Source organism: Thiobacillus denitrificans (assembly GCF_001530125.1).
Classification (GTDB): Bacteria; Pseudomonadota; Gammaproteobacteria; order Burkholderiales; family Thiobacillaceae; genus Thiobacillus; species Thiobacillus denitrificans_C.
In genome coordinates, this window is record NZ_LDUG01000053.1 from 16,278 (window position 1) to 40,950 (window position 24,673).

Consider the following 24,673-nt stretch of genomic DNA (forward strand, 5'->3'; position numbering starts at 1 on the left):
CGGCGGCCTATATGGCGCGATATATTGCCAAGAATCTGGTGGCGGCGGGCTATGCCAGGCGTTGCTTGGTTCAGCTGGCGTATGCCATCGGCGTGGCCGAGCCGGTTTCCCTGCTGATCGAAACCTACGGCACCGGAACCGTGCCGGATGAAAAGCTGGAAGCGATGGTGCGCGGCACCTTCAAGCTGACCCCGCGCGGCATCATCGACAGCCTCGACTTACGCCGACCCATCTATCGGCAGACTGCCGCGTACGGACATTTTGGGCGGGCCGAGCCGGACTTCAACTGGGAACGCGTTGATCAGGCGCAAAAGCTGGCGCTGTTTAGCGCCTGATCCTGAAGTGAGCCGATTCGGCATGGCCGCGTCGGAGGAGAATGTCTCTCATCGCAGACAGTCCCCTTCAGGCCGCGATCAGCCCTGACGTTTCCCCGCCTGGTTTCGGGCCAGGGTGGAGCCGAACTGGATCTGTTCCAGCCCTGCTGCCTTTTCTTGAACCGGTTCCGCCGCCGGGGTTTGCGCAGGCGTTTCCGGTACTTTGGTCAGGCGTGCGGTGGCTGAAAGCGTCGCCACGTCACCGGCGATGCTGCCGCCTTCCTCGACCATCAGCGCCCCGTAGCGGATTACACCGGAGACCTTGCCCGTGGCGTAAATCACCAGCCGTTTGCGGGCGGTCAGCTCGCCTTCAAAGGTGCCGCGCACTTCCGCCACGTCGATCTCGGCCTTGCCCGAAAACACGCCACCTTCGGCAATGCGAATATCGCGGCTGTTCATCGACGCTTCCACGCGGCCTTCCACCACCAGAATCTCGCAATCGGTGATTTCAGAGCCCTTCAGCTTGATGTTCGGCCCGACGATGAGCTTGTTGCCATCTTCGCTCGGCGCGTTCTTTGTGGCTTCCGGGTAGGCTTCTGCCTTGGCGGCCTCGACCGGCTTGACGGGCTCGGCTCGCTTGGCGGGTTCGTGCGCCGAATGGCTCGCCCTGTTCGAATCGGTTTTTACGTTGCCGGGGTGCATAAAGTTTTTGAGCATGGGAAGGGACTCTTTCGGTGAGCTGGGTTGCGGAAACGCCATAGCGCGGTTGCGGCCATGGAAATGGCCGCAACACGACCCACTCAGCAATATCCGGGCCAACAGAATAAATCTGTTAATAAACAACCAGATAATGAAATTGTTTGGGTCGTTCAGGGCAGCGGACCGCGCCGAATGTCGCCTGATGGCGACGTTGAAATAAGCGGGTTTTGAGAATGACTCAATAAAACAGAAAGTTAGGACGGGTTGCGCGTGTCGTCAGATGGCGACACGCGCAGATGTACAAATGCCGGCCTGCGCTTATTCCACCTCGAGCACCTTTCCCCGGCTGACACTTTCACCATCCCGGGGGCGGAGCGACCAGAACGACAGTGACGACAGCACGGTCAGGCCGCCCAGCGTCAGAAAGGCGTAGTGCAGCGCGGTCGTCACCGCCGTGCGGTCGGTCTGCGGCAGGTCGCCCAGATACCAGCCGGCGATCAGCGATCCACACGCCAGCCCGAAGCTCATCGACATCTGCTGCAGCGAACTGGCGATGGTGCTGGCCATGCTCGAGTCGGGCGTGTCGATGTCGGCAAAGGCCATCGAATTCATGCTGGTGTATTGCAGCGAATTGAAGAAACCGAACGCCAGGCCCAACAGCACGATCAGCAGGATCGGCGTGGCCGGGGTCATCAGCGAGAAGAGGCTGACGACGGCGCCGATCATGACGGTGTTCACGATCAGGATTCGCCGGTAGCCAAAGCGCGCCAGCACCCGCGAGGAGACGAGCTTCATCCCCATCGCCGCCGCAGCGATGGGCATCATCAGCAGGCCCGACTGCCAGGCCGGCATGCCGAGGCCGAGCTGGTAGAGGAGCGGCAGCAGAAACGGAAGTCCCCCCACCCCCAGGCGCGTGATGAAACCGCCCATCACCGAGACGCGAAACGTGCGCACCCGAAACAGCGAAAGACGCAGCAGCGGATGCGACGTGCGGCGGGCATGCCAGACATACGCGGCCAGCAGGCCGAGGCTGAGCGCCAGCAGAAGCGCACCCGAGGTCGCGTCGAGTTGATGCTCGCCAAAGATTTCCAGCAACCAGGACAGTAGCGCCGCGCCGCTGCCGAACAGCACCAGGCCGACGACGTCCAGCGGCCGCTTCGCATCGCCGCGATAGTCCGGCATGTGGCGCTGCGCCAGCCACAGCGCCACCAGTCCCACCGGCACATTGATGAAAAAGATATAGCGCCACGTCAGCCAGTGCACGATCAGCCCGCCGACCGTGGGCCCGAGCAGGGGCCCGATCAGCGCCGGGATGATGACGAAGTTCATCGCCCGCAACAGTTCCGATTTGGGAAAGGTGCGGATGATCGCCAATCGCCCCACCGGCATCATCATCGCCGCGCCCACGCCCTGCAGAATGCGCCCCGCCACCAGCATCGGCGCGTTCTGCGCCAGGCCGCACAGGATCGAGGCAAAGGTGAAGATCGCGACCGCGATTGAGAACACGCGGCGCGTGCCGAAGCGGTCCGCCATCCAGCCGCTCACCGGAATGCACACCGCCAGGCTCAGGATGTAGCTCGTCACCACCGCCTTCAGGCTCAACGGCGCCACCTGCAGGCTCTCCGCCATCGCCGGCACCGCCGTATTGACGATGGTGGTATCCAGCTGCTCCATGAACAGCGCCACGGCCACGACCCAGGGCAGGTAGGTTTTAACCGTGGAAGGGTTCATTTGTGGGAGTGAAATGGTCGGTTCTGAACAACTCGGTTTACGTGCAGGAAACCGTGATTTGTCCCCGGTTCCTGGATCACGACTTCACGGAGTTGCGGCGTCGGGAGATGGGGCTCAGATCGGGTTGGCTACCACCAAGTTGCGCCAGCCGGCGCGCGTTTTCGCGTTGAATGAGCGCGTTCAAGGCCTCGCGCAGCAAAGCGGAGCGCTCCTGCACGCCGGTCAGCGCCTGGGCGTGTTCCAGCAGAGCATCATCGAGATTGACCGTAGTACGCATCGTGATGTTTTGTACCCAATGCCTGGGCGCTGACTACGCTGCGCGGTGTTGCTCAACGTACTCGCGCAAGGCTTCGTCCATGCGCGACTGCCAGCCTTCACCCGTGGATTTGAAATACGCCACAACCTCGGGGCTGTAGCGCACCGAAACCAGCAGCTTCTTGTTGTCCGACTTGGGCCGGCCACGCAGCGTGCGCAGAGGCACCATGCTTTTCAACTGCTTCGGCGTGAGTGGTTGCACATCCGGATCGCTGCGGGCAGCGGCGGTGATCGCCTTGTCTTCTTCCACTGTGGGCATTGCCATGGCAGGACGCTTAGAACCTTTGGACATAATGTTTCACCTCACGACGATTGGCGTGGCGCAGGCTGATGATGCGTCTTGCCCTGCTGCGATCAACAAAGGCCACGTAGTAAAGGATGCCGGTTTTCGGAGCAAGCGCGATCATGCGCGCTTCGCCGTATTCGATCCGTTCATCCACCCACACCCGCGCGGCTTCCCAATCGAGCTCGACCGCCAGTGCCAGCGAAACGCCATGCTTGCCCTGGTTCGATAAATCCTCGGCCGGGTCGAAGCTTTCATCCCACTGAGGTGATTGGCAGCGTCGAAGGAAGCAAATGGGGCCATGGCTTACCCGCGTAAAGCGGTCGCAGTCCGTTTGGGGTTTTGACGGCAATCCAGCACCCGCCAGATTTCGATGTCGTCGCCGTTGAACTTGTAGTAAATGGCATACGGAAACCGCTTGGACAGGGCACGAAAATAGCCAAAAAATTGCGCGTGAACACCTGCATGCAACAACAAGGCTTCGATGTCGGAGAACAGCGTATCCAGGAAATAAACGCCCAGGTTGGGTTGTTGGCGCTCGTAAAAATCTCTGCCCGCTTCAAGATCACCGACGGCCAGGCTGAGAATGCGTATTTTCATGCCCCGCCTTGGCGCAAACGTGCTTTGGCCTGTTCCCAGTCCAAAAACCCGGTTTCTCCGTTCGCAACCGCCCTTTCGGCCTCACGCAAGGCATCCGCATGCCACGCGGGCGATTCGATATCCCCGGGATCGCGGGAAAGCTCGTCCCAGAGCTGTTCGATGATGCGAAGCTTTTCGATACGCGAGAGATTTTCCGTAGCTATCAACATGGTCGCTTCCTTTGAGGTGGCGCATACGATTCCGCATGGGCTTCATCCCATCATGGGTCGGAGTCCCTTTGTGCGCAAGCTGCTTAGGGATTTTATGCCGTATAACGAGCTGGCTCAAGAATGCGTTTTGCCGGGTCGAGCGGCCAGACGGCGTCCCGCGAGTAGTGCGCAGAATCGTGTCCCCGTTCATGTTAATTAGTAGCCGCTAATCGAGGTAAAACCATTCATTCCTAGAGAAAGAGTAAACCGGGCGGCCGAACGGTGGCATATCCATGTATTCCAAATATGTGCCGTTATCAGAGGCGATATACCCGAACTGATTGAACATCAAAGTGTATTTTGCAAGAGGAACTTGTTCGATATATCTGGGCACGAGTTCTTCAAGTGATTGGGGATAACGCTGATTCTCGGAGTGAAACGATTTCACAGCAGAAACCAGAACTTCGGCGCGGCTTTGGGCGAGCCGGTTGTTCAAGGTATTGAGGAGAAAAACGAGGGCGACAGCCGACAGGTAAACACCGAGGTTTCTCAGACGCTGCGAACGAACGGGTACAAATTTGCGAAGGAGCGTGCGTGGCAGCCCGATAAACAAAAGGCCGAGGCCAACCAGGATAGCTATGACACCTTGGTTCAACCAGAGCGCATCGATTATGATTAAAAGTATCGCGAGAACAACTGCGCGAGTGAGGGAAGGCACTTTCACTTCTGGCGATGGCGGGGTCTGCATGGTCATTGCTCTCGTCGAATGCGGAAAGTCGTGGTCTGTCCCATGTTGTTTCGTTTATTGGCAACCCTATTTGTTTTCTATGTTCTCTGTCTCCGCAGAGGGAGCTAACCACGACAGTAAATCCAACGCTTCAAGATAGAAAAGAAGACCAGTTCCGAATGTGCTTAGGAAAAAAAAGAGAAAGTACTTTGTAGGGATAGCAATATCTTCTGACAGATGGATGGTGAAGACATCCATCACGAGCTTCAACATGCTCACGTCGCTATAATCACAGAATTGACAGTTCGAACCCGAAATCAAAAACGCTATTACAGAGGCAACCACAGAAACAACCATCACAACGAGGCCAACGCGCTTATTAAAGCTCAACATAGTTTTCTCCCACCTTCAATGTGTGACATGTGCGGTACGTCGTGGCTAACAGGGATACGTTTAAAAATGGATCGACCAGAATCGAACATGCCCCTTCTACTGTTTTGGCCCTGCTATGAGGAATTTCACCAGCCCAGCCTTCGCGTCCTCAGGGTAATCCACAAGCAGTCGGTGAAGTTCAAAATCAATAGCAGCTGTCATTATCAGGGCTACATTGTCCCGATCCAACCAGCCAACAGGAAAGTCGAGCGTCTTTTCTATTGAACGAGCCTTCCGATCACTGATCTCCATTTCGCCAGTGGCCATCTTGGATAGGTAATTTGTATTTGTAATCGCATCAAGTTTCTTCGCTGTATGTTTATGCCCACAATCGAGCCAGCGGATTAAATCGAGATTTCGGGAACGGATTGTTCTAGGCATGTTTTTTCCTCATGTGATTGCGGAAGCTCGCATAGAACGCATTAGCCGTAAGCGTAATGCGCCGAACGTTTGAAGCCGAATAGTAGTCGTAAACGCCCAGCCAGCGTAAGGCAATAACCAACGGGCATGCGCCACATGTTTCTCAAAGCCAACCTTACGCCGTCCCACCCACCGTCAACCCATCGATCCTCAGCGTCGGCTGCCCCACGCCGACCGGCACGCTCTGCCCTTCCTTGCCACACGTCCCCACGCCGGAATCCATTTCCATGTCGTTATAATCAAAACGGGACAGACCACGATTTATTCTCCCTGATCTGTTCATACATCCAGGCTGGATCCATATCTGCCCCACCGGGCCAGGTCACCACACCCAAATAGGAACAGCATTGGGGTCAGACCCAATGCTGTTCACTTAACAATCACCGGTGTCCAATCCTGACGGATATTCATAATTTCATCGCCCTTGCGCGGCGGATGTTGCTTGGTTCGTCGCTTGACCACGCGAGGATTTGATCGTCCTTTTGGACTGGTCAGCCTGCCGCTGGCTGCGGCTTTAATCAACGCCAACCACCACTTCTGGAAGTCCTCTGGGGGGAACGGCGCCGCTGTCTGGAAGTTTGCGGCGGATCAATGACAGGCTGTGTTTGAAGCTGAGCGTATCCGGCGTTCGCTGGCGTGAGAGCGCTGCCTCCAGCATCAGTTTGCGCACCACATGGTGGGCTAACAACAACCCCCAGAACTCCTGGCGCACCAACTCTGGCGTTTTGCTACGCAGCACAATGTCTGCGCCTTTGAGCGTGGTCTTGATTTCGGCAAATGCGGTCTCGATGCTCCATCGCTCGTCAAAATAGTCAAAATAGGGAATAGTCAAAATAGGGTCAGACACGATATTCAAGTTTAACAATCGCAAGTTTAACAATCGTGTCCGACCCCATTTTCCTTCGACCCCATTTTCCTTACGACAGAGGCGTGGACCTCCAGCAATAAAGACGGGGTCAGCTCCCCCAGCCGCTGGCCTTGGGGGCCGCGCCCGTCGCGCCGGCCGGCAAGACGGGGCGTTTAGGTTCCTTCCCCGGCAGCCAGTGTCCGGTCAGGTCCATGTGCGGAGTTACGTTCAGGAGCCGTTCGTCGAACTGCCCCTTGGGCTGGACCACCCAGCCGTAGGCCTTGCGATGGTTGCCTTTTTCACGCTTGATGCAGGCTTTGTCTTCGGCCATGCAGACTAGGCGGATCACCGTCAGGCCTTTGCGGTCTTTCAGGGTCAAGGCTGCCGGGACGTAGACGTCTACCAGATCGCCAGCCTTCAGCAACGGAACGCCTTCGTTGACGAAGGCGCCCATTTTTCCAATGGGCCCGTTATTGAACGCGTTGACCCCCTCCCAGGCGCCGTCCGACCCGGGGACCGTCCACCGGTAGGGCGCGGCCTGCTCTAGGGTTGCGGCGCCACCGAATACTTTGAACCCGAGTTGGGCCGTTTTATAAAGTGTGAGTCCTGTGTCGGATTTCTCGTAGCCGGCCTCGTCGTAATAGCCTCCGATGTCATACAGCTTAAATCGGTACACCTTGCCGGCAACGGGGTCCATGTCAGCCTTCAACATATGGACCACCCCTACGCAACCTGGCAGCGCCAACATCGCGGCCGTCGCCAGCACCAAGGCCCCGCTCAAGCGGGTCAGTTTCGAAGATTTGATCACAGCGGTATTCATGGTTTTTCCTTTAATGTTCGGTGATAATTTATCAATCTGTCAATATCGAATCAAAGGGGCCAGGCACACATTAACTCCGTGAAGTAACCCTCTGGCTTTGCCTGGGGACTCAGAATCAATAGGGCAACCAAAAAAGTTCAGGGTCAGGCCTTTCAATGCAACATTTCCATGAATTAAAAATCTGCATGGCGTGGCTATGCTGAAGGGGCAGGGACGCTATCCTTATTACGCACTACCGCGCCATCTCGATCAGTTCGATATCCTTCCTGAGCAGATCATTGACCAATGTCGACAACTCGACCCCCTTGGCGTTGGCTAGCGCTGTGAGGCGGGTTTGCACCTGATAAAATCAAAGGGGCCAGGCACACATTAATTCCCTACCGCGCCATCTCGATCAGCTCGATATCCTTCCTGAGCAGATCATTGACCAATGTCGACAGATCGACCCCCTTGGCGCTGGCCAGCGCCGTGAGGCGGGTTTGCACCTGATCATCGAGATACACCGGCAGATTGAATTTCGCGCCGGGGTGGTAAAACTTCCCGCGCGCGCCCTTTGAGAAATCGACCTCAGCTGGCATATCGTCGTCGTGTGCTGTCTGCTTCTTGCTCATCGTGTCACCTATCTTGGTTCGTTTGCGTACCGACAGAGATTCAGGGTCAGACACGATAGTTTCAAAATCCCTTCGGTAAACCAGCCTGTTTGAGCACCGCGTTCGCGGTATGACGTGACTTGATTTTGTGGTCGACCGGAAAGCGCACGCCGGTGATGGGGGAAAACCAAATATCGTGGTCGCCCTTGCCGGGCCGTTCGAATTTGCAGCTCGCCTCGCGTAGCAGGCGAATGAGTTCCGGGGTGAAGCTGCTACCCATCAGCAGTGGATGCCGTGAGCGACGGAGTATTTTCTGGCAAGCAGTTCAAAGGGGATATCGCCAACATTCAGGTATCCATTGGCCTCCAGCAGTTCGGGCACCAGGCTTTCCAGCTTGGTGGACAGGGCTTCCAGGGTATCGGCTTCGGTGGCGAGTCCGGGCACGTCATCGGACGTGGCAACCCAGACGGACGCTTCGTCGTCCCACTCGGCACGAATGAATAGCGCTTTTTGCATGGCACACCTCACTATCGTTGGATACGGTCAGGGGATTCTAATCCCATTTGTTTGAAGCGAGGGCGAGCAGGGGATCACCCCAGCCGCTTGTATCCCCGATACCACTCCACCCATTTCCCGATCCCGTATTCCAGCGTCGTCGCCGGCTTGAAGCCGGTGTCGCGAACCAGCTCGTCGATATCGGCGTAGGTCGCCTGCACGTCGCCGTCCTGCATCGGCAGGAAGTTCTTCTTCGCGGTCTGACCGAGCGCGGCTTCGATGGTGCCGATGAAGTCCATCAGCTGCACCGGGGTGTGGTTGCCGATGTTGTAGAGGCGGTAGGGCGCGTGGCTCGATGCCGGGTCGGGATTCTTGTGGTCGAAGTTTGGATTCGGCTGCGGGATGCGGTCGAGCACTTTGACGGTGCCGTCGGCAATGTCGTCGATGTAGGTGAAGTCGCGCATCATGTCGCCGTGGTTGAAGACGTCGATGGTGCGGTTTTCCAGGATGGCGGAGGTGAATAGCCACGGCGACATGTCGGGCCGGCCCCACGGGCCGTAGACGGTGAAGTAGCGCAGGCCGGTGGTGGGCAGGCCGTAGAGGTGCGAGTAGGTGTGCGCCATCAGCTCGTTGGCCTTCTTGCTCGCGGCGTACAGGCTCACCGGGTGGTTGACCGGGTCGTGGGTGGAGAACGGGATCTTGGTGTTGGCGCCGTACACGCTGGAGGAGCTGGCGTAGACGAAGTGCTTGACGCCGTGGTGGCGGCAGCCTTCGAGCAGGTGGGCAAAGCCGACGATGTTCGACTGCACGTAGGCGTGCGGATTCTTCAGCGAGTAGCGCACGCCGGCCTGCGCGGCGAGGTTGATGACGGCGTCGAAGTGACCCTTTTCGAACAGGTCTTCCATCACCATGCGGTCGGAGATGTCGTCCTTGAGGAAGCGGAAGTTGGGGTAGGGCTTCAGCTGTTCCAGCCGCGCGAGTTTGAGCGCCGGGTCGTAGTAGTCGTTGAGGTTGTCGATGCCGACGACCTCGTCGCCGCGCTTCAACAGGATTTGCGCGACGTGCATGCCGATAAACCCGGCGGCGCCGGTGAGCAGGATTTTCATTGTTGGTCCTCCAAAGTCGCATCGATTCTAGCACCGCGCCCTTTACAATCCGGCGATGCCCACCCTGCGCCTGTTACTCGACTGGAGTCTGTATCGGCTGGCCCTGCTGCTGGCCGCGCCGCTGATTCCGCTGCGTCTGCTGTGGCACGGTCGGCGCGAGCGCGGTTATTGGCAGCACTGGAATGAGCGGCTGGCGCTCGGCCCCGCGCCGGTCACCGGCGCGCTGTGGATTCATGCGGTGTCGGTCGGCGAGATGCGCGCGGCGGAGCCGCTGATTGCCGCGCTGCGCGACGCGCATCCGGATGCCCCCGTGCTGCTCACCTGCATGACGCCAACCGGGCGCGCCACTGCCGAGTCGCTCTACGGCGATTTTGCCCACATCGTCTATCTGCCCTACGACTACGCCGGTTCGACGCGCCGCTTCATGCGCCGCCTGCGGCCGCGCGTCGGCATCCTGATGGAAACCGAGCTGTGGCCCAACCTCATCCATGCGGCCGCACGGGCAGGCGTGCCGCTGGTGCTGGCGAACGCGCGGCTGTCCGAACGTTCGGCGCACGGCTACGCGCGGCTGCCGGCGCTGACGCGGGCCTGCCTGCAGCGGATCGCGGTCGTTGCCGCGCAGACTGACGCCGACGCCGCGCGTCTGGAAAAACGGGGCGCGGCTTCCCCCCAGGTTGCCGGCAATCTCAAGTTCGACATCACGCCGCCGGAAGCGCAACTCGAACGCGGCGCGGCCTGGAAAGCGAAATGGGGACCGCGCCCGGTGCTGCTTGCTGCCAGCACGCGCGAGGGCGAAGAGGCGCCGCTGTTGCGCGCCTTTGCCGACAGGGCGCCGTCGGAGGTGTTGCTGGTGCTGGTGCCGCGCCATCCGCAGCGGTTCGACGCGGTGGCAGGGCTGATCGAAGCGGTGGGTTTGCCGTACCAGCGCCGCAGCGCGCTGGATGGCGCCGCAATGAGTGTGAAAACGCGGGTGCTGCTGGGCGACAGCCTGGGCGAACTGTTCGCGTATTACGCGGCGTGCGATGTGGCCTTTGTCGGCGGCAGCCTGATGCCGCTGGGCGGGCAGAACCTGATCGAGGCGGCGAGCGTGGGGCGCCCGGTGCTGGTGGGGCCGCACACCTTCAATTTCGAGGAGGCGACGCGGCTGGCGATCAAAGCCGGCGCAGCGGTGCGGGTGAGTGACGCCGCCGACCTGCTGGCGAATGCGTTGAAACTGTTGAATGATGCGTCGATGCGCGCCCGCATGGGCGAGGCCGGCCTGGCCTTCGCCGCGCGCCACCGCGGCGCGGCGGCGCGGGTGGCGGGGCTTATCGCACCGCTGCTGGCGGACGCAGGTGCTGGTCGATCTCGGCCAGGTCCTCGGGGCTGAGGCTGCCGACGGCGGCCTTGAGCGACAGGCCCGACAGCAGGGAGGCGTAGCGCGCGCCGGCCAGGTCGCGTTGGGCGGACAGCACCTGCTGCTCGGCGTTCAGCACGTCGAGGTTGGTGCGCACGCCGACCTCCAGGCCGAGCTTGGTGGAATCGAGCTGCGCTTTGGTCGAGACCAGCGCTTGTTCCAGCGCACGCACGCGGGCGACGCCGCTGTTGACGTTGAGCCAGGCCTGGCGGGCCTGCAGGCCGGCTTCGCGGGTGGCGACTTCAACTTCCTGACGCGCCTTTTCCTGGTTGGAGACGGCTTCGCGCACGCGCGAGCTGGTCAGCCCGCCCTGGTAAATCGGCAGATTGAGCTCCACGCCGACGCTGGCGACCCGGGTGTCCACCTGCTGCGGGCCAAAATTCTGGCCGTTGTTGATGGCGTAGCTGGCGACGGCATCCAGCGTGGGATGGTGGCCGGCGCGGTTGCGGTCGACTTCCTGGTCGGCGATGGTCTTGGCGATGCGCTGGATTTCGGCCTGCAGGTTGCCTTCGGCGGCGCGTGCGGCCCAATCGTCGATGTTGCCGGACCCGGCTTTCAGCTGTGCCGGGTCGACCAGCGTGTCGAGCGTGCCGGCCGGCTTGCCGATGAGTTTTTCCAGTGCGCGCAGGCGGATGTTGAGGCTGTTCAGCTCGGCGATTTCCTGCGCGACTGCGAGGTCGAAGCGCGCTTGCGCTTCATGGGTGTCGGTGATGGTGGCGGTGCCGACCTCGAAGTTGCGTTTGGCAAAAGCCAGCTGTTCGGTGATGGCGGATTTTTGCGCATCGATGAAGGCGATGTTGTCCTGCGACTCCAGCACGTCGAAATAGGCTTGCGCGACACGCAGGATCAGGTCCTGCTCGGCGACTCTGAACTGCATGTCGGCGATCTTCACCTGTTCCTTGGCCTGCGCGTACTGCACCTGATTCTGCTTGCGGTAGATGGGTTGCGCGGCGGTCAGCGACAGGCCGTTGGAATCATAATCGGCGTCGCCGCCGGGCAGGCTGGATTCGAGGCTGTTGTAGCGCACGTTGCCGCCCAGATTGACGTTGGGCAGCAGGCCGGCGCGGCCCTGCACCGCCTTTTCCTGGCCAGCCTGGCGGGCGGCGCGGGCGGCGGCGTACTGCGCATCGTAGGCCTGCGCGTCGCGCAAAACATCGGCCAGGTTCGTTGCGTGGGCGGCGGGCGCCAGCGCCAGCGTCAGTGCGATAAAAAGCGGCTTGAGTTGCATGGTGGTGAATCCAGTCCTTGAAGTTTGGGTCAGTAGCGCGGCATGGCCGGATCGACCTCGTCGGCCCAGGCGGCGACGCCGCCCGACAGATTAATGACGTCGCCAAACCCTACGGTTTCAAGATAGCGCGCCGCGTGGAAACTGCGCACGCCATGATGGCAGATGACCACCGTTTCCGCTTGCTTGTTCAATTCCGCGACACGTGCGGGCAGTTCGTGCATCGGAATCAGGATGGCGCCGGGCAGGCGGCACAGGTTCCATTCCCACGGTTCGCGCACGTCGAGCAGCACCGGGGTGTGTCCGGTTTCGATATGGGCGGCGAGATCGGCGGGACGGAACTGGCGCATGGCAGCGGACTCAGAACACGAACGCGGCGGGTTGCGGCGCATTGACCAGCGACGCCACGCAGGTTTCGAACAGCGTCACGCTGCGGGTGGCATCCGGCGCGGTGCGGGTGATCAGCTGCGCCAGCATCACCGGCGCAACGCCGGTGATGGCGAACAGCCGTCCGCCGACCTTGAGGCGGCGCAGCCACGCATCCGACAGCAGCGGCGTCGAGCCGGTCAGCACGATGACGTCGAAGCCGGCTTCGTCGGGCCAGTCGCGGGCGGCGTCGGCGGTGTGCAGCGTCACGTTGTCGAAGCCGTGCGCGCGCAGTTTGTGCGTCGCGTCGGCGGTGAATTCGGGGAGGATGTCCACCGACACCACGCCGGCCGCCTGGGCGGCCAGCAGGGCGGTGAGGTAGCCGCTGCCGGTGCCGATTTCCAGCACGCGGTCGGTGGGGCGGATGGCGAGTTCCTGGAGGATGCGTGCCTCGAGCTTGGGCGTCCACATCGCCTGTCCGTGGCCGAGCGGGATTTCCATGTCGACGAAGGCCAGCGCCTGATGCGCTTCGGGAACGAAATCCTCACGGCGCACCTTGAACAGCAGGTTCAGCACGTCCTGATCCAGCACATCCCAGGGACGGATCTGCTGTTCCACCATGTTGTAGCGCGCTTGCTCGATGTCCATGCGGTACCCTTGATTATCAATAAGTTAGATGGGGTCTTGCCTTGCAATTATTCCACATTTCGGCTAACTTGAGCCGCTTGCCAGGGGTCTCCAGCCGGATGTTGTTCCGGATGGAGTGAGACATACCCTTTGAACCTGATGCGGTTGAAACCGCCGTAGGGAGGCCGTTCCCGGCCTCCGTTTTATTTCAGCGAGGCTGTTCAACAGCCTCCAGACTTTAATACCAGCGAGGCGCGTCTGACGCCTCCTGATTTCCGGAGCGCCACCATGAACGCCGCCATCCCCACTCAAGCCGCCCCATTTACCGCCGCCGCCGCCCACGTCGACGAGGCCGCGGTGCAGCCGCTGCCCAATTCGCGCAAGGTTTACGTGCAGGGCAGCCAGCCCGACATCCGCGTGCCGATGCGTGAGATTAGCCAGGACGACACGCCCACCAGCATGGGCGGTGAGAAGAATCCGCCGATTTTCGTCTACGACTGCTCGGGCCCCTACTCCGACCCGGCGGCGAAGATCGACATTCGCCAGGGCCTGCCCGCGCTGCGCACCCGCTGGATCGAGGCGCGTGGCGACACCGAAGTGCTGGGTGACCTGAGCTCGGAATACGGCCGCCAGCAGGCCGCCAATCCGGCGCTCGCCGCGATGCGTTTCCCCGATCTCGCCCGCACCCCGCGCCGCGCCAGGGCGGGCATGAACGTCAGCCAGATGCACTACGCGCGCCAGGGCATCATCACGCCGGAGATGGAATTCATCGCCATCCGCGAGAACAACAACCGCGCCGCCTATCTGGAATCGCTGAAGCAATCCGGCCCACTGGGCGAGAAGCTCGCCGCCATGATGAATCGGCAGCATCCGGGGCAGAACTTCGGCGCCAGCCTGCAGAACGAAATCACCCCCGAATTCGTGCGCAGCGAAATCGCCCGCGGCCGTGCCATCATCCCCAACAACATCAACCACCCGGAATCCGAGCCGATGATCATCGGCCGCAACTTCCTGGTGAAGATCAACGCCAACATCGGCAACTCCGCACTCGGCTCCAGCATCCAGGAAGAAGTCGAGAAGATGACCTGGGCGATCCGCTGGGGTGGCGATACGGTGATGGACCTGTCGACCGGCAAGAACATCCACGAGACGCGCGAGTGGATCATCCGCAATTCGCCGGTGCCGATCGGCACGGTGCCGATCTATCAGGCGCTGGAAAAGGTCGACGGCCGCGCCGAAGAGCTGACCTGGGAAATGTTCCGCGACACCCTCATCGAGCAGGCCGAGCAGGGCGTCGATTACTTCACCATCCACGCCGGCGTGCTGTTGCGCTACGTGCCGATGACCGCCAACCGCATGACCGGCATCGTGTCGCGCGGCGGCTCGATCATGGCCAAGTGGTGTCTTGCGCATCACAAGGAGAGCTTCCTCTACACCCACTTCGAAGACATCTGCGACATCATGAAGGCCTACGACGTGGCCTTCTCGCTCGGCGATGGCCTGCGTCCCGGCTCGATCTACGACGCTAACGACGATGCGCAACTGGGCGAACTGAAAACGCTGGGCGAGCTGACCCAGGTGGCGTGGAAGCACGACGTACAGGTGATGATCGAAGGCCCCGGCCACGTGCCGATGCAGTTGATCAAGGAGAACATGGACATCCAGCTCGACCAATGCCACGAAGCGCCTTTCTATACGCTGGGCCCGCTCACCACCGACATCGCGCCCGGCTACGACCACATTACCAGTGGCATCGGCGCCGCCATGATCGGCTGGTACGGCACTGCGATGCTCTGCTACGTTACGCCGAAAGAGCACCTCGGCCTGCCGAACAAGGATGACGTCAAGGAAGGCATCATCACTTACAAACTCGCCGCCCACGCTGCCGACCTGGCCAAGGGCCATCCGGGCGTGCAGATTCGCGACAACGCATTGAGCAAGGCGCGTTTCGAGTTCCGCTGGGACGACCAGTTCAACCTCGGCCTCGACCCCGACAAGGCGAAGTCCTTCCACGACGAAACCCTGCCCAAGGAATCGGCCAAGGTCGCGCACTTCTGCTCGATGTGCGGCCCGCATTTCTGCTCGATGAAAATCACCCAGGACGTGCGCGAATATGCGGCCAAGGAAGGCCTGAGCGAAACCGACGCACTGGCCAAAGGCATGGAGGTGAAGGCGGTGGAGTTCGTGAAGCAGGGCGCCGAGGTCTATCGGAAAGTGTGAGAGGGGGGAAACGGTGGAAAATTTCCACGCTGGCGATGCCGGCGGAATTGTGGATGAGCTGGAGTTTCTGCTCGATAGCGCTGCCCAGCGAATTGGGCTCGACGAGGAAGCAGCGGGTTTTATGGGCTGGTTCCGGATTTATGCCCCGCTGCTTGCGCCGCAATTTATGGACCAGTTGCCGGACGACCCGGTTTTTCGGCGCGGCTTCCTGATGCAGTTTGCCAGAACCATCTGGAACAAGACGCCGCTGCCCGGCAATCATTACCGGCCGCGTCCCCTGCCCAGGCCAGAGCGCAACCAGCCCTGCCTGTGCGGGTCGGGCAAAAAATACAAGCACTGTTGCCAGGCGGTGGAAGGGCTGGAGCAGGGCTTGCCTGAATTCAGCATGCTGCTATATGTGCTGGAGACCGTGCCCGCCAAACAGTTTGCGGATTTACCCTTCGCGCACATGAATCTGGACGAGCTGGCCTATGTGGCGAATACCTGGATGAGCAATGGCAGTGCCAAAGAAGCCGCCAAACTGCTGGAAGGCCTGTTTGCCGATTGGGAGAAGCTTGACGAACGCGCCGAGCCAGCGCTCTATTGTCTGCTGGACTGTTACGAGCGGCTGAACAACCCGCTCAAGAAGAAACGCCTGCTGGCGCGCGCCATGGCCGCGCCCGACAAAGCGCTGCGCGCCGCCGCTATGCAGCGGCAATGCACCATTTATGCCGACCGTGGCGAATACGACCAGGCCTGGACCTTGTTTCAACAGGCGCAGCGCCTTGCTCCCGATGATCCCGGCCTGTCGCATCTCGAAATCCTGATACTCAAAAGCCAGGGCGAACATGCGCGTGCCAAGGAGCGTGCCGCGTTCTGGATTGCCCGTCTGTCCAAAGACAAGACGGGGCAATACGCGGATCTGATCGCGTTCCTGCGCCAGGCCACCGACGATCTGGGCGGCTCCATGCTGAACGTCATGCAGGAACACCATCCCGCATTACAGCAGTTTGCTGATTTGATGACGCGTCTGCCTGCCCCTGTCTGCCATTACACGCTCAACCCTGCCGAAAACAGCACGGGCCCGCTTGACCCGGACGCATTATTGCAGCGGCTGTTTGCGCAATGGGAACCGTATTCGCGTGCCTTGCTGGAATCTAGCCCCGCCATCAACTGGCAAGATCGCTTGCCCTGGCTGACCTGGCTGGAGCAGCAACCGCTGGCCTGGCAAAGTTTCGAGATCCTGCGGGATATCGTTCAGGCGCTAAACGACACCGAGCCACGCATCAGCGGGATGGAAGATGACATTGTGCTGCCGCTGCTCCTGCGCGCCGAAGCCTTGCTGCGGCTCGTCATCGGGCAGCATCACGCCGAAGGCCGGATGCTGGAGTGGGGCTGGCGCGAAAACCGTCCGGCACTCGGGCTGCTCGCCAGCCTGGCCTTCTATCACGCCGCACATGACGACCTGCAACGCGCCATCGATTTGATGGAGTGGTGCGTGCTCACGCTCAACCCCAACGACAATCAGGGCTTGCGCGACCCGCTGATCCATCATTACCTGCGCGTCAATCGCATCGACGACGCGCTCCGCCTGGCTGCGCGCTTTCCCCGCGACATGGCCATCATGCAATACGGTCATATCCTCGCGCTCTACATGGCAGGGCGTATGGACGAAGCGCTTGCCCTGCTGAAACAAACCCATGCAGATTTTCCCGAAGTTGGAAAAATGCTGGTCGCAGCCAACCCACGTCGCCCGCAGATTCGGGAAGGAATGGTGAGCGTGGGCGGCAAGGACGAAGCCTGGTTTTATCGCGAAGACAACCTGGACATCTGGGAACGAAGCGGCGGACTGGCGTGGCTGCGGCAAATATTGCACATCAGGCAGGGCAAGCAACCGCAGACGTAGATGTCAGCAATGCGCCGCGCCATTTTCAGGCTTGTGTTCAGCCTCATTAGTTTGCTCACCTTTTTGTGCAGCACACTGGTTGCCGCCGCGCCGCTGTCGGCAGCCCTGGATCACGCATCCGCCATTGGCTTGTCCACGCAGTTTCTGCAAGAGCAGCACGGCCGGCTTAAGCTGCCCGATGCGATAGCCGCCTACCAGGCGGGAAAATTCCTGCCCGGGACAAGCCCGGTGTTGAGTTTTGGTATCGGCGCGAAGCCTGTATGGATCCATTTCGCGGTGGACAACCCGACCGCGACTGCCCAGCCAAGACGGCTGTCCATCGAGACCGCCTGGCTCGACCAGGTGGAGGTCTATTTTCAGCGCCAAGGCAGGACCACCGCGACCTACCGCGTGGGTGACAAACAGGCTTACACGCAGCGTCCGGTCGCGAGCCGCTACTTTGTGTTTGATCAGGCTTTCGAGGCCGGCGTCACCGATGTGTTCCTCCGCGTGGAAACGCCCGATCCCATGGTCGTCCCCATCAGCTTGTTGAGTCTGGAGGCGTCGCGGATCCGGCAAATGCAACAGGAGCTGAGTTACGGCGTCGTCTACGGGTTCCTGCTGGCCTTGATGGCCTACAACGCCATCCTCTTCATCAGCCTGCGCGGTTCGCAATACCTGCTGTATGCCGTCTATCTGGGCATGTTCGTGCTGATGAACGTCGCCTACACCGGTCATGGCTTCGCCTGGCTCTGGCCGATTTCGGTGAATTGGCAGCAGTGGTCCAACCCCGTCCTGATGTTCCTTTTCGGCGCCAGCGGCTTGCTGTTCGCCAGCCGGTTTCTGGATTTGCAGGTGTATTTCCCACGCGTTCGCAAGGTTGTCATTGGCTTTTGCGCGACATTCGGCATCCTGCTGGGCGCGGCTACCCTGTCGGGCAGCCAGACAGTCGCGCTGCTCGCGTCGTTCAGCTTCGCGTTCCTGTTCTCCGGCCTCATGCTGTTCCTCGGCGTCATCTCGGTGCGCGCCGGGCAGAAGCCGGCGAAATACTTTCTCATCGCCGCCCTTGCCGCCATGCTGGGCGCGATGTTGACGACGCTGTCCACCTGGGGCTTCATCCCGCATAACACCTGGACCTTCCGCGCCGTGGAAATCGGCATGCTGATCGATGCCACCCTGCTTGCCCTGGCGCTGGCCTATCAGTTGCGCATGGGGCAGGAAGAACGGATCCTGGCCGAACGCCTGGCACAGCAGGATCCGCTGACGGGCCTGAACAACCGGCGCGCCTTTTACGACAAGACCAGCCCGCTGTGGAGTCAGGCAATTCGACATGGACATCACAGCGCGGTCATGCTGCTCGACCTCGACCTGTTCAAGCAGATCAACGACGCCCATGGTCACGCACACGGCGACGAGGTGCTCAAGGCCCTGGCAAATATCCTCAAGCAATCCATCCGCCAGGGCGACATCCTGGCCCGATGGGGCGGCGAGGAATTCATCGTGTTCCTGCCCGAAACCAGTCAGGATGAAGCGACTGCACTGGCGGAAAGGCTGCGCACGGCGATAGCCGGAATGCGTGTTCCTTACGCAACGGGAAAAACCGCCGTCACCGCCAGTTTCGGGGTCGCCCAAAAGAGGAGCGGCCACAGCACGCTGGACGCCCTGATTGCCTCGGCCGACGAGTGTCTGTATCAGTCCAAGCAGCAAGGCCGGGATCGGGTAACTGCCAGCTTGACCGGGCATCCCGCGCGCATGCCGGAGGGTTTCTTTTCCGAAGGCCGTCAGGACACGCTGCCACAAACGCGCGAAGGCTTGTAATGGCGTTACAGGTGATGCGGGATTAAAACAGGCCTGCGTGCAACGAAGTGTTGAAAATTTACTATCCATGGAACGAAACCATGCAAATCAAAATACCTGTTAACGGCTTGCCCCCCATCCATCCCGGCGAGTATCTGCGCGAGGCACTGGAGGCGCTGAGCCTGACCCAAGTCGCGTTTGCAGAAAAGATCGGCGTTTCTCCCATGCGTATCTTGCGCCTTGTCCGAGAAGAACGTCCCGTGACCGCCGATATGGCATTACGTCTGGGGCGTGTGCTGGGGCAAACCCCGCAGTATTGGCTCAACCTGCAAACCGCCTACGACCTGAAAGTTGCTGCCGCTGAGATGAAGGACGCTTTGCCGCAGTGTGGGAAATAATCGGAACGTAAGCGAGCGCATCGAAATGAAGCAGCAACCAATAAACGACCAAGACCCGCTTACGCTATCAACGCGGAAACTGACTAAAATGGTGGGGAGAACCCGCAACCACGCAATCTGACGGCGGCTGAAATCGAATTGCTGAACAAGAGCAAACAGGAAATCGCATAAAGATTTACCGACCGATCGACGCAGCTTAGGCACGGCTGAAGTGCTTTGTAATGTCATTCGCATTGAGCAGATAGCCGTGTGCCCGTTGGGTCTGTAAGCCTGTTCCTTTGAGCATCATGTCCCCCTTTCCCAGTAGGGACTCGGCACCTGTCTCATCCAGAATGATTTTTGACTCAGTTGATTTTTGAACGCGGAGCGCGATGCGGGCGGGGCAATTGCTGCGTAGCAACCCGGAAAATGTGGCGGCCTCAGGACGCTGGGTTGCAAGAATAAGGTGTATGCCTGCGGCGCGGGCTTTTTGTGCCAGACGTACCAGCTTTTCTTCAGCCGCCTTGCCGGGTTTTCCTTGCATCACCAATTCGGCCATTTCGTCTACGGCAACGACAATCCAGCCGCCTTCAAAACCGCGCGTTCGCGCCTCCATCAAATTCTTGACGCCCATGTCGGCGAATTGCGCATAGCGGCTATCCATTTCCTCTATCAACTCATCCAGCAAGTGGGTTGCCGCAGAAACGGAGGTGGCGATATCCGCATACAAAATCCCACAGTCCTGCCACAAGCTGAACTCGACTTGTTTCGGGTCGATCAACGCAAGCTGGATCGGCTGCTTGCGCGCGGACAGTAACAAGCTCAACAACAGTGCGTTAACGCATACACTTTTGCCGCTACCCGTCGTGCCACCGATTAATAAATGCGGGGCATCCGCCAGGTCGAAAATGACAGGTGCGCCGACGACATCTAGTCCAGGCGTGACGGGCAAAACCATGTTCGAGTCGGCAAATTTTCGCGCTGCGGATTCGAAATACTGAACGTCAACAGGTAGCCATTCGGCAGGTTTTCGCGGTAGAGCGAGGAAACAGGTCTGCGGCTCATCCGCTTGGCTTAGGGTGATGCTCCCCTGTTGGACGCCGAGAGAAAACCCAAGTTCATCCAGCTTGTTTTCGAGTTGTGAAAAGTCCCCTGTGTCGGATAGATATAGCCGGTAACGGGTCAGGCGCGGCCCCACCACGGAATCACGGATTTCAGCCATTACGCCCAGGCCTTTCAGTTTTTTGATCAGGCCGCTGCACTCGGCTTCACTCGCAGCATTCGGGGTGATGGCAACACCATCGAATTCATCATCAACCGGTATCGGGGATAGGTTTTCCGGCAACGCTGCACGGCGCGCCAAATTGTTAATAAATTTCGCTTCATCCTCTCCGGCTACCCACCAGTCTTTTTCCAGTTCGAGTACACCGCGATGCCAGTGGTCACGAACCAGTTGCTGCAAACCTACCAGCGTAAATTTTGGATGGCCGTAAATGCGTAACTGCTCACCCAGCAAAGCGATCCACAGATAGCTGGCATCTGCCTCGCTGCCAAAAAGCTGTGTGCCCTTCAGTGGTAAGCCTTTGGCATCGGGGGCTGCGTCCGGGGCAGCCTCCAGCATCATGGAGCGACCCAATGCAAGGCGGGCGATTTCGTAATTGGTTTCACATCCCAGCCATTTTTTGATTTCTTTACTAAGCTGCTCGGCATCCTTGCTTGTCGAATAGCTCGCTGTGATGACCTCACTGATCGTGCTCATGCCATTTCCCCAAAATAGGCATTCTCGACCGCCTCGCTTTGGCCGACGCCCTGGCTGATCTGTTTGTGACGTAGCAGGTAAGTTTTATTCACCGAGCCGTTCAAACCAACATAATCTTGCGCGCTGATTTCCTTGTCCTGCGCCAGCAGAATCACCTGGCGTTCGGGGTCGGATGTCCAGTAACGCAACAGATTTTGGCAATGCGTCTCGGAAAGTCGCGCCAGCGGCGTGTCAATAATCATCGGCACCCGATAGCCCGTGACCTCGGCCAGTGCGCCGACCAGCGCCAGCACGAACAACTGCGATTCGCCGGAGGATTTCGGCAGATTGATTTCCGTGCCGTCATGGCTGTACAGCGTGGTGCGGCCTTCTCTGGAAATATCGATTCGCGCGATTTGATCCTTGTGGTGCAACGCCCTGAAAATTCGCGTCACAGCTTCTGACAATGCCTGTAATTTGAGGTTGAAAAGTGCTGGTAACAGGCTGTCTATCATCTCTACCACCTTCTCGGCTTCGCCTGCTGCCTGCCGTTCGGGGTGACCAGCCGCCAGTTTCTTACGTTCGCGTTCGTAAACCGAATCCTGATTCTTGATTTCCGCGAGTAAAGCCGTGAGCTCGTTTTCGTGGGTGTTCAGTTGCCGCCCAAGCTCGTCGTACTGATCCTGTGCCTCTTTCATTTCCAATTTCAGCGTTTCGATCTGTTGTGCTTTGTCGTCACCACCAACACCTTCTAATGCAATCAACTCTTGCCGCAAGCGCCATTCTTCGGCTTTTGCATGTTGAAAAGCTTCCAACGCCTGACGCAACTGAGCTGACGAAACTTGGCTTTTCGCGCGCATGTCTTCCAGCTTTCGGCGCTCATTGGACTGAAGATAGCTGTGCCAGACGGTATCTGAACAGTTTTCCGGGCGGGGGTAATGCAGGCTTTCCCACGCTTCGGACAGCGTTTTATCCAATGAATCCCGTGCACCGGGTAGGTGGCAGAGCCCGCCAATCCAGGGCGAGCTAAAGAATGTGTTACGAAACTTTTCCCAGTTAGGCTGCATACGCGATTTGCTTTGTTCCCATTCGCTTAGTGAGTCTTCTCTTTCCAATGTGTTCGCAAGTGAGTCCTGCAACTCGCGGCGAATCAACTGCAAGGGCAATGGTCCGGCATACAAATCGCGTAGCCGTTTCCAGCTTTTCGCCACCTCAGCCTCGGCGCGGCTGCGGCTTTGGGCGACTTCTGCCACGGTACGTGCATCGCTACCTTGGGCTAGCCCGGCAAGCTGGTTGCTGAAACGATCACGTTCATCCTTGGCGTTGCCGTGTCGTTGTCTCAGCTCAGCCATGGATTCGCGTAGCGCCGATTCCTTGGACTTGTCTTTTTCCAGAGTGTTTTTCATCTGCTCGATACGTTGCTCATCGACCCCGCCCGCTTCACGCAGCTTTTTGTCGATATAGGCGGTTAGTTGCTCGCGTAACTCTTTCACCAACTTGACGCCCAACAGGTTCTCCAGCCCAGACAGAACCCAGCCGGTGCGATCTTCATCGGCCAGGCCGGCAATTTTTTCGCCGTCGAAAAAGAAGAAAGGCGCAAGCCAAGGCGGGGTGGCATAGCTCTCCAGGAGTTCTGGCAACTCGTCTTCTGCGCGGTGCATCCACGCGCCGGTTTGGGCGCATGTTTCGACTATCACTTTCTGGTCGTTGTATTTGCCCCGTCCGTTGAAAAACCATTTGCGGGTGACGCGCAATGCGCCGCCATCTTCGCGTGTAAATTCGACTTGAACTTCCATGCGGTCATCGCCGTTGTTCGGTGCCAGCCGGTGAAAGGCAACTTCGAGAAAACTACCGTAGCTTTTTGCCTTCAACCCTGCGCTATCAAGTGCCTTATGTTTGAAGGCCTCTTCGCCATACAGGCCGACATATAGCGCTTCGAGTAGGGTGGTTTTGCCGTAGCCATTAATTCCGCCAATCAGGACCAGATTCTTGCCACTTCCCGGTTGGGGAAATGTAAAAACCTGCTGGCGATAGCTTTTGAAATTTAGTAGCTCGACGCGTGAAAGCCACATGGATTAAACCTCGACACCAATGGATTGGAAGATTTCATCGAAGTCAGCCGTGATGCCACGATGACGCTGTTGGTGAGCGCGCTCCCGGCAAGCTGACAGCAAGCGGGCAAAGACTTCTTCATCCACGCCGTGTTGTGTAAGTGTTTGCTGCAATACCTGGTGGGCGTCTGCATCCCTCCACAGCGGTAAGTCATCGACTTCGTGTTGCTGGGCAATGGCGTTGGGGTTTTGGGTCATGCGTCGTCTCCCGGTGTATTCATGGCAAGCAGGTCGTTGACCCAGATGCGCTGGATGGTGTCGATTTCGTGTTCGGTGATGAGGGTGTCGCCGTATGCCTGTTGGGTTTGCAGGAGTCGCTCAAGAATCATGCGGCGCGCATCCAGCGTGAAAGGGCCGGGAATCAGCTTGTCATTGATGACGGTGATCTTGCCGTTGCGGCGTCTGCCTTGGCGCAGGGTGGGGTCGTTACGGATTTCACGCAGCCAGTCGCGAAATTCAATCAACGGCGAGTACTGACGATTTCCGCTATCCACAAAGCCTTGCAGGCTCTTGTCTTTTTCCACCACGGTGCAAGTCCAGCATCCGAACCGACTGGAATTAGTGCCGCAGCCCGGCGCATCTTCCTGCGATAAAACGATTGGGCATTCACCGCCTGCGGCATCTCGATAAAGTTTGATAAGACGGTCGTGCGTACCGCCCCAGGGCGGCTCGTGACTGGCAAGAATCTCCCACACATGGTCGGTTGAGAGGTCAACAATCGGGCGGTAGACGAAAGCACCTTGCAGGTCTTTGTGCGGGTGCAAACGTGAATCCATCCCATTGCCGTAACTATCAATGCGCTTGCGGCGTGCCTCGGATTCATCGCGCCGCACCCCCAGCAGGATGATGGCTGAGCCGCAGGCCGCAACTTGGTTACGAATGTAATTACTGGTCGGCTGGATTTTCAGGCGGTCGGTACACCAGCGCATTTGTGAGTTTGGGCTGGGGTAGCCTTTACCAATCAGCAGAACCCAGAAAGTATGTTCATCTTTGGGGGTCGTGGTGGCGACAGTAATCGGCAGTTTGAGCGTGTCTGCGGCATTGCGAATTTCTTGTAAAGACTGGTGCAGGTGAGCTGAAACCAATGGGCTTTCCACCAGTGTGTCATTGGCGACGATATGCACCGGGCGTATCTGACGGCTGGGTGAAACATCCAAAAGCGCTGAAAAAACCAGGTGTGCAACCAACGTGCTGTCCTTGCCGCCGGAAAACCCAACGATCCAAGGGAAGGTTTGACTACTCGAAAGATATTCACTGCGAACGTCCGCTACGAGGCCGTTATAAATGGCATGGAAATCGGCTGGCTCATTAGTGGCGATTTCGGGCAGTTGTTCGAGCAGGGACTTGGGCATGGAGGAAAGTTAATCAAAAGTTACGCATAAAAC

At 59.2% G+C, this 24,673-nt stretch carries 29 protein-coding genes and 1 riboswitch; of the genes, 6 read left to right on the top strand and 23 right to left on the bottom strand.

Annotated elements, in window-relative coordinates:
• A partial coding sequence (locus tag ABW22_RS15330; RefSeq protein WP_162264496.1) for a methionine adenosyltransferase domain-containing protein occupies positions 1–335 on the top strand: 335 nt, incomplete at its 5' end.
• A gap of 78 nt (positions 336–413) precedes the next feature.
• Here ABW22_RS15330 and ABW22_RS15335 read toward each other — a convergent pair.
• The 16 genes from ABW22_RS15335 to ABW22_RS15410 form a co-directional block, all read right to left on the bottom strand.
• Positions 414–1,031 carry a bactofilin family protein gene (locus ABW22_RS15335; RefSeq protein WP_059758818.1) on the bottom strand — a complete coding sequence of 206 codons (618 nt, stop codon included), beginning with the start codon at positions 1,029–1,031 and terminating at the stop codon, positions 414–416.
• A gap of 300 nt (positions 1,032–1,331) precedes the next feature.
• Positions 1,332–2,744 (bottom strand): DHA2 family efflux MFS transporter permease subunit, encoded by a 1,413-nt coding sequence (locus ABW22_RS15340; RefSeq protein ID WP_059758821.1) that lies wholly within the window; start codon positions 2,742–2,744, stop codon positions 1,332–1,334.
• Positions 2,745–2,820: 76 nt separating this feature from the next.
• Positions 2,821–3,021 carry a type II toxin-antitoxin system VapB family antitoxin gene (locus ABW22_RS15345; RefSeq protein WP_059758824.1) on the bottom strand — a complete coding sequence of 67 codons (201 nt, stop codon included), beginning with the start codon at positions 3,019–3,021 and terminating at the stop codon, positions 2,821–2,823.
• Positions 3,022–3,054: 33 nt separating this feature from the next.
• Entirely contained in the window at positions 3,055–3,324 is a 270-nt protein-coding gene (locus ABW22_RS15350; RefSeq protein ID WP_237763378.1) for a BrnA antitoxin family protein, read from the bottom strand.
• Positions 3,325–3,334: 10 nt separating this feature from the next.
• Positions 3,335–3,694 (bottom strand): BrnT family toxin, encoded by a 360-nt coding sequence (locus tag ABW22_RS15355; RefSeq protein ID WP_237763379.1) that lies wholly within the window; start codon positions 3,692–3,694, stop codon positions 3,335–3,337.
• Positions 3,649–3,942, bottom strand: coding sequence for a type II toxin-antitoxin system RelE/ParE family toxin (locus tag ABW22_RS15360; protein ID WP_059758830.1), 294 nt, complete (start codon positions 3,940–3,942; stop codon positions 3,649–3,651). Before ABW22_RS15360 ends, ABW22_RS15355 begins: the two co-directional genes overlap by 46 nt.
• Entirely contained in the window at positions 3,939–4,151 is a 213-nt protein-coding gene (locus tag ABW22_RS15365) for an addiction module protein (RefSeq protein ID WP_193393319.1), read from the bottom strand. The genes ABW22_RS15360 and ABW22_RS15365 overlap by 4 nt, the downstream gene beginning before the upstream one ends.
• Before the next feature lie 205 nt (positions 4,152–4,356).
• Positions 4,357–4,884, bottom strand: a complete 528-nt coding sequence (locus ABW22_RS17485) for a hypothetical protein (RefSeq protein ID WP_157648676.1) — start codon at positions 4,882–4,884, stop codon at positions 4,357–4,359.
• A gap of 462 nt (positions 4,885–5,346) precedes the next feature.
• Positions 5,347–5,670, bottom strand: coding sequence for a hypothetical protein (locus tag ABW22_RS17490; RefSeq protein WP_157648677.1), 324 nt, complete (start codon positions 5,668–5,670; stop codon positions 5,347–5,349).
• A gap of 408 nt (positions 5,671–6,078) precedes the next feature.
• Entirely contained in the window at positions 6,079–6,237 is a 159-nt protein-coding gene (locus ABW22_RS17500) for a hypothetical protein (protein WP_157648596.1), read from the bottom strand.
• Complete coding sequence (locus ABW22_RS15385; protein ID WP_162264497.1) at positions 6,224–6,565, bottom strand: transposase; 342 nt, start codon at positions 6,563–6,565, stop codon at positions 6,224–6,226. The genes ABW22_RS17500 and ABW22_RS15385 overlap by 14 nt, the downstream gene beginning before the upstream one ends.
• A 100-nt stretch (positions 6,566–6,665) precedes the next feature.
• Positions 6,666–7,376 carry a hypothetical protein gene (locus ABW22_RS15390; protein ID WP_059758846.1) on the bottom strand — a complete coding sequence of 237 codons (711 nt, stop codon included), beginning with the start codon at positions 7,374–7,376 and terminating at the stop codon, positions 6,666–6,668.
• 377 nt (positions 7,377–7,753) lie between these two features.
• Entirely contained in the window at positions 7,754–7,987 is a 234-nt protein-coding gene (locus ABW22_RS15395) for a hypothetical protein (RefSeq protein WP_202813971.1), read from the bottom strand.
• Between the two features lie 61 nt (positions 7,988–8,048).
• Positions 8,049–8,246 (bottom strand): type II toxin-antitoxin system HicA family toxin, encoded by a 198-nt coding sequence (locus tag ABW22_RS15400; protein ID WP_059758850.1) that lies wholly within the window; start codon positions 8,244–8,246, stop codon positions 8,049–8,051.
• Positions 8,246–8,482: a DUF1902 domain-containing protein gene (locus ABW22_RS15405; RefSeq protein WP_059758855.1), complete on the bottom strand. Its 237-nt coding sequence runs from the start codon at positions 8,480–8,482 to the stop codon at positions 8,246–8,248. Before ABW22_RS15405 ends, ABW22_RS15400 begins: the two co-directional genes overlap by 1 nt.
• A 74-nt stretch (positions 8,483–8,556) precedes the next feature.
• Complete coding sequence (locus tag ABW22_RS15410) at positions 8,557–9,567, bottom strand: NAD-dependent epimerase (RefSeq protein ID WP_059758858.1); 1,011 nt, start codon at positions 9,565–9,567, stop codon at positions 8,557–8,559.
• A 55-nt stretch (positions 9,568–9,622) separates the two neighbouring features.
• Between ABW22_RS15410 and waaA the strand changes: the two genes are divergently transcribed.
• The gene (gene waaA / locus ABW22_RS15415; RefSeq protein ID WP_059758861.1) at positions 9,623–10,936 is read left to right on the top strand and encodes a lipid IV(A) 3-deoxy-D-manno-octulosonic acid transferase; all 1,314 of its coding nucleotides are present in this window, start codon (positions 9,623–9,625) and stop codon (positions 10,934–10,936) included.
• On the opposite strand, the gene ABW22_RS15420 is transcribed toward waaA, so the two are convergent.
• Genes ABW22_RS15420 through ABW22_RS15430 form a run of 3 tightly spaced genes read right to left on the bottom strand, consistent with a single transcriptional unit; the run spans position 10,875 to position 13,202 of the window.
• The gene (locus tag ABW22_RS15420; protein WP_059758864.1) at positions 10,875–12,191 is read right to left on the bottom strand and encodes a TolC family outer membrane protein; all 1,317 of its coding nucleotides are present in this window, start codon (positions 12,189–12,191) and stop codon (positions 10,875–10,877) included. The two genes, waaA and ABW22_RS15420, sit on opposite strands and share 62 nt — an antisense overlap.
• A gap of 29 nt (positions 12,192–12,220) precedes the next feature.
• Positions 12,221–12,538: a rhodanese-like domain-containing protein gene (locus tag ABW22_RS15425; RefSeq protein WP_059758869.1), complete on the bottom strand. Its 318-nt coding sequence runs from the start codon at positions 12,536–12,538 to the stop codon at positions 12,221–12,223.
• A 10-nt stretch (positions 12,539–12,548) separates the two neighbouring features.
• Complete coding sequence (locus tag ABW22_RS15430; protein WP_059758873.1) at positions 12,549–13,202, bottom strand: protein-L-isoaspartate O-methyltransferase family protein; 654 nt, start codon at positions 13,200–13,202, stop codon at positions 12,549–12,551.
• A 72-nt stretch (positions 13,203–13,274) separates the two neighbouring features.
• Positions 13,275–13,381, top strand: a riboswitch (TPP riboswitch).
• Between the two features lie 88 nt (positions 13,382–13,469).
• Here ABW22_RS15430 and thiC point away from each other — a divergent pair.
• From thiC to ABW22_RS15450, 4 genes are read left to right on the top strand one after another with little or no spacing between them, the layout of a single operon-like run.
• Positions 13,470–15,401, top strand: coding sequence for a phosphomethylpyrimidine synthase ThiC (gene thiC, locus ABW22_RS15435; RefSeq protein WP_059758877.1), 1,932 nt, complete (start codon positions 13,470–13,472; stop codon positions 15,399–15,401).
• Positions 15,402–15,414: 13 nt separating this feature from the next.
• On the top strand, positions 15,415–17,286 hold the full coding sequence (locus ABW22_RS15440) for an SEC-C metal-binding domain-containing protein (RefSeq protein ID WP_059758880.1): 1,872 nt from the start codon (positions 15,415–15,417) through the stop codon (positions 17,284–17,286).
• Positions 17,287–19,083, top strand: coding sequence for a sensor domain-containing diguanylate cyclase (locus ABW22_RS15445; protein WP_237763380.1), 1,797 nt, complete (start codon positions 17,287–17,289; stop codon positions 19,081–19,083). It begins immediately after the preceding gene.
• A gap of 50 nt (positions 19,084–19,133) precedes the next feature.
• Positions 19,134–19,460: a HigA family addiction module antitoxin gene (locus ABW22_RS15450; RefSeq protein WP_237763381.1), complete on the top strand. Its 327-nt coding sequence runs from the start codon at positions 19,134–19,136 to the stop codon at positions 19,458–19,460.
• Positions 19,461–19,656: 196 nt separating this feature from the next.
• On the opposite strand, the gene ABW22_RS15455 is transcribed toward ABW22_RS15450, so the two are convergent.
• Genes ABW22_RS15455 through dndC form a run of 4 tightly spaced genes read right to left on the bottom strand, consistent with a single transcriptional unit; the run spans position 19,657 to position 24,640 of the window.
• The gene (locus ABW22_RS15455; protein ID WP_059758885.1) at positions 19,657–21,198 is read right to left on the bottom strand and encodes an FtsK/SpoIIIE domain-containing protein; all 1,542 of its coding nucleotides are present in this window, start codon (positions 21,196–21,198) and stop codon (positions 19,657–19,659) included.
• Positions 21,195–23,249 carry a DNA sulfur modification protein DndD gene (gene dndD, locus ABW22_RS15460; RefSeq protein WP_059758888.1) on the bottom strand — a complete coding sequence of 685 codons (2,055 nt, stop codon included), beginning with the start codon at positions 23,247–23,249 and terminating at the stop codon, positions 21,195–21,197. Before dndD ends, ABW22_RS15455 begins: the two co-directional genes overlap by 4 nt.
• Positions 23,250–23,252: 3 nt before the next feature.
• Positions 23,253–23,486: a DNA modification system-associated small protein gene (locus ABW22_RS15465; protein WP_059758891.1), complete on the bottom strand. Its 234-nt coding sequence runs from the start codon at positions 23,484–23,486 to the stop codon at positions 23,253–23,255.
• Entirely contained in the window at positions 23,483–24,640 is a 1,158-nt protein-coding gene (dndC, locus tag ABW22_RS15470; protein WP_082708941.1) for a DNA phosphorothioation system sulfurtransferase DndC, read from the bottom strand. The genes ABW22_RS15465 and dndC overlap by 4 nt, the downstream gene beginning before the upstream one ends.
• Positions 24,641–24,673 lie beyond the last annotated feature (33 nt).

What these genes read in the sequence shown, in the direction of transcription:
- ABW22_RS17490 (WP_157648677.1), bottom strand. Translation starts at nt 5,670, where the DNA reads ATGCCTAGAACAATCCGTTCCCGAAATCTCGATTTAATCCGCTGGCTC.
- ABW22_RS15390 (WP_059758846.1), bottom strand. Translation starts at nt 7,376, where the DNA reads ATGAATACCGCTGTGATCAAATCTTCGAAACTGACCCGCTTGAGCGGG.
- dndC (WP_082708941.1), bottom strand. Translation starts at nt 24,640, where the DNA reads ATGCCCAAGTCCCTGCTCGAACAACTGCCCGAAATCGCCACTAATGAG.
- dndD (WP_059758888.1), bottom strand. Translation starts at nt 23,249, where the DNA reads ATGTGGCTTTCACGCGTCGAGCTACTAAATTTCAAAAGCTATCGCCAG.
- ABW22_RS15400 (WP_059758850.1), bottom strand. Translation starts at nt 8,246, where the DNA reads ATGGGTAGCAGCTTCACCCCGGAACTCATTCGCCTGCTACGCGAGGCG.
- ABW22_RS15465 (WP_059758891.1), bottom strand. Translation starts at nt 23,486, where the DNA reads ATGACCCAAAACCCCAACGCCATTGCCCAGCAACACGAAGTCGATGAC.
- ABW22_RS15345 (WP_059758824.1), bottom strand. Translation starts at nt 3,021, where the DNA reads ATGCGTACTACGGTCAATCTCGATGATGCTCTGCTGGAACACGCCCAG.
- waaA (WP_059758861.1), top strand. Translation starts at nt 9,623, where the DNA reads ATGCCCACCCTGCGCCTGTTACTCGACTGGAGTCTGTATCGGCTGGCC.
- ABW22_RS15430 (WP_059758873.1), bottom strand. Translation starts at nt 13,202, where the DNA reads ATGGACATCGAGCAAGCGCGCTACAACATGGTGGAACAGCAGATCCGT.
- ABW22_RS15420 (WP_059758864.1), bottom strand. Translation starts at nt 12,191, where the DNA reads ATGCAACTCAAGCCGCTTTTTATCGCACTGACGCTGGCGCTGGCGCCC.
- ABW22_RS17485 (WP_157648676.1), bottom strand. Translation starts at nt 4,884, where the DNA reads ATGACCATGCAGACCCCGCCATCGCCAGAAGTGAAAGTGCCTTCCCTC.
- ABW22_RS15340 (WP_059758821.1), bottom strand. Translation starts at nt 2,744, where the DNA reads ATGAACCCTTCCACGGTTAAAACCTACCTGCCCTGGGTCGTGGCCGTG.
- ABW22_RS15405 (WP_059758855.1), bottom strand. Translation starts at nt 8,482, where the DNA reads ATGCAAAAAGCGCTATTCATTCGTGCCGAGTGGGACGACGAAGCGTCC.
- ABW22_RS15395 (WP_202813971.1), bottom strand. Translation starts at nt 7,987, where the DNA reads ATGAGCAAGAAGCAGACAGCACACGACGACGATATGCCAGCTGAGGTC.
- thiC (WP_059758877.1), top strand. Translation starts at nt 13,470, where the DNA reads ATGAACGCCGCCATCCCCACTCAAGCCGCCCCATTTACCGCCGCCGCC.
- ABW22_RS15410 (WP_059758858.1), bottom strand. Translation starts at nt 9,567, where the DNA reads ATGAAAATCCTGCTCACCGGCGCCGCCGGGTTTATCGGCATGCACGTC.
- ABW22_RS15335 (WP_059758818.1), bottom strand. Translation starts at nt 1,031, where the DNA reads ATGCTCAAAAACTTTATGCACCCCGGCAACGTAAAAACCGATTCGAAC.
- ABW22_RS15455 (WP_059758885.1), bottom strand. Translation starts at nt 21,198, where the DNA reads ATGAGCACGATCAGTGAGGTCATCACAGCGAGCTATTCGACAAGCAAG.
- ABW22_RS15365 (WP_193393319.1), bottom strand. Translation starts at nt 4,151, where the DNA reads ATGTTGATAGCTACGGAAAATCTCTCGCGTATCGAAAAGCTTCGCATC.
- ABW22_RS15350 (WP_237763378.1), bottom strand. Translation starts at nt 3,324, where the DNA reads ATGGCAATGCCCACAGTGGAAGAAGACAAGGCGATCACCGCCGCTGCC.
- ABW22_RS15445 (WP_237763380.1), top strand. Translation starts at nt 17,287, where the DNA reads ATGTCAGCAATGCGCCGCGCCATTTTCAGGCTTGTGTTCAGCCTCATT.
- ABW22_RS15360 (WP_059758830.1), bottom strand. Translation starts at nt 3,942, where the DNA reads ATGAAAATACGCATTCTCAGCCTGGCCGTCGGTGATCTTGAAGCGGGC.
- ABW22_RS15425 (WP_059758869.1), bottom strand. Translation starts at nt 12,538, where the DNA reads ATGCGCCAGTTCCGTCCCGCCGATCTCGCCGCCCATATCGAAACCGGA.